This window comes from Streptomyces sp. WAC05292 (genome assembly GCF_003949955.1).
GTDB lineage: Bacteria > Actinomycetota > Actinomycetes > Streptomycetales > Streptomycetaceae > Streptomyces > Streptomyces globosus.
Genome location: NZ_RPSE01000589.1, coordinates 1 through 2,675 on the forward strand (window position 1 = coordinate 1; position 2,675 = coordinate 2,675).

Annotated in this window: 1 protein-coding gene and 1 pseudogene; both read left to right on the forward strand. The window is 75.7% G+C overall.

The features are described 5' to 3' along the window. Positions 1–271 precede the first annotated feature (271 nt). Positions 272–1,138 carry a DUF4132 domain-containing protein gene (locus tag EF903_RS31335; protein WP_125548364.1) on the forward strand — a complete coding sequence of 289 codons (867 nt, stop codon included), beginning with the start codon at positions 272–274 and terminating at the stop codon, positions 1,136–1,138. Beyond that, a pseudogene (locus EF903_RS31340) lies at positions 1,138–2,675 on the forward strand (DNA-binding protein); the annotation flags it as partial. The gene EF903_RS31335 and the pseudogene EF903_RS31340, both read left to right, overlap by 1 nt.

The window sequence follows — 2,675 nt, forward strand, 5'->3', positions numbered from 1 at the left end:
CCGGTGCCCCGGTGGGGGGGTCCCCGGCTCCCAGGCCGGGCTGGCGGCCGGCACCGGTCCCGGCCTCCCAACCACCCCCACCTCGCACTCCGAGTCGAAGACACCGGCCCGCCCCCGGGACGGGCCGCGGCCGTTCCCATCGCCCACCCTGGCCCGGGCGTTGTCAGAGGGCCTCGCTAATGTCCCCGGCATACCGCAGCTCAGGGGTGATTTCTCGCCTCTGGCCAATGCTGCGCGAAACCGGATCGGGCAGGCGGAGAGGCACGTACTGATGGCATGGCTGGCAGCGGGCGAGGGGTACGAAATCGCCCTGATCGACGGAAAGGTGGCGGCTCGGTCCGCCACCGGGCGGGCTGCGGGGCGGCAGTTGAAGTCCCTGCCCAAGGCCCTGCGCGAGCACCCCGAGGTGGACCGGCTGCGCCGGCTCGCCGAATGGCTCGACCGGCACGAGGCGGCCTGCACCGCACAGGTCGACGCGTGGATGGTGTCCTCCCTGCCCGTCCCGACGGCGCTCCTCGCGAGCGTCTGGCAGGACGAGGCCTGGCAGGGCGCGCTGCGCGACATGGCCGTCGTCGGCGACGACCCGGACGAGGTCGGCTTCCTCCGCGACGCCACCTCCTCCGGCGAGCTGAAGGTCGTCAACCTGGACGGCGAGACCGTACGGCTCTCGCCGCGCACCGTCACCCTGCCGCACCCGGTGCTGCTGCCCGACCTGGACGACGTACGCGACTTCGCGGCCGAACTCGGCATCGTGCAGCGCGTCGAGCAGATCCACCGGGCCACCTGGCACAAGCCGGAGGGGCTGGAGGACAAGGCCACCGAGGTCCGCGACTACGCGGGCGGCGTCTTTCCCCACCGCTTCGGCCTCGCGGCCCGCGCCACCTCCCTGGGCTACCGGGTCTCCGGCGGCTACGCCACCTGCGCGGTCCGCGACTCCGGGCGCGGCGTGGAGGCGGCCGTCTGGATCGGGGAGCCCTACTACGACGCCGAGACCACGACGGGCGCACTGACCTGGCACGACGCGGACGGCCGGACCGTCCGCCTCGCCGAGGTCGGCCCGGTCGCCTGGTCCGAGGGGATGCGCATGGCCGCGGCGCTCTACGCCAGCCGCAAGATCGAAGAGGGCAAGGACGCGTGATGACGACCACGACCACCACCACGACCGCCGCCACCGCACCCGGGGCCGAACAGCTCCTGAAGGCGGGCGCCGTCCTGCCGGTCGGCACCCCCGACGCCGGGCCGTCCGCCGTCGACCTGACCGCCCGCGCCTACCGGCACCCGGCCCTGCCCGAAGGCCGCGTCGTCGTCCGCCTCGCCGCCGCCGAACTGGGCCCGGCCGAGGACCTCGCCGCCGGCTTCCTCGGGCTCGTCCCCGACGCGGCCGAGCCGCCCGTCGTCGGCCTCGGCCAGCGCCAGGCCCTCGGCTTCCCCGAATGGGTCCTCGTCCACCACCCCGAGGACGGCCACCACGCCCTCGCCGTCGTCCCCGAACTCGACCGGGTCGCCCGCCAGGCCAAGAACAAGCCCAAGGCCGCCCTCGACGCCTGCCACGAACTGGCCGGCCGGCTCGCCGCCGCCGTCCCGCACTTCCTGCCCGTCTTCTACGAGCAGGCCGCGCGCCTCTTCCTCGCCGTCGAGAACACCACTTACGCCGCCCAGCTGTTCGGCCGCGCCCGCGACGCCGAGGCGCAGCACGGCCTCGCCGTCGACGAGGACCGCCTCGACGCGGTCTTCCTGGAGTTCGCCCTCGTCGGCGCCCTCCCCGTGAAGGTCCTCACCGGCTACGCGAAGGCGCTCTCCGCCCGCGTAGGGCCCGAGGAGGCCCACGCCCGCTTCGTGCGCCTGTGCGTGCGCCGCACCGCCGGCGGTCTGCCGCCGTCCGCGCAGGCCGCGACCGAGCTCCGCCGCCTCGCCCGCGCCGCCGGGATCACCGGGAACCGCGCCGAGCAGGACTACCTCGCCGAACTGCTCCCGCTGCCCGCCACCCTGCGCGCCGCGTACGGCTGGTGGAAGGCCCACCGCACCGCGCTCATCGCGCTCGCCCGGCGCGAGCCCGCCGTCCGCGGCACCCTGCTCGAACTGATGCCGCCCGGCGGCGACGGCGACCTCACCGACCTGTGGCTGGAGGTCCTGGAGGAGTCCGGGGCGACCGCCAGCCTCGTCGACGCGGGCCTGCCCGCCGAAGAGCGCTGCACCGACGGCACCTCCGGCTGGCTGGAGCGCTTCCACGCCGCCCGCCACGGCGGCTGGGGCCGCCGCCCCTCCCTGCCCGCCCTCCTCGACCTGGTGGAGCGGGCCGCCGACCGGCTGCGCGCCGAAGCGTCCGCGCCGGACCGCGAAACCGGCCTGCGGATCGGCGTCCAGGACGTCGACCTCCTCGACCTCCTGCTGTCCCTCGGCATCCCCGTCGCCGACCCCGAGGAGGACGGCGCCAAGCAGCGCCGCCACCACCGGGACAGGAACATGAACCTCGCCGACTGGGCCGCGGGCGACGCCCGCCGCGACCTGGTCGCACTCGCCGCCGACCGGCGCTTCCGGCCCGCCTTCCAGCGCGCCGCGTACGCCTTCAACGACGCGCACACCGGCGCGGACGCCATGCGCCGGATCGCCGCCGCGCCCGGCGGCCGCACCATGCTCACCGAGTGGATGCAGGAAGTCGCCGCCCGCTCCACCGC

Excerpts from the sequence above, each read along its gene's own strand:
- EF903_RS31335 (WP_125548364.1), top strand. The coding sequence starts at position 272 with ATGGCATGGCTGGCAGCGGGCGAGGGGTACGAAATCGCCCTGATCGAC.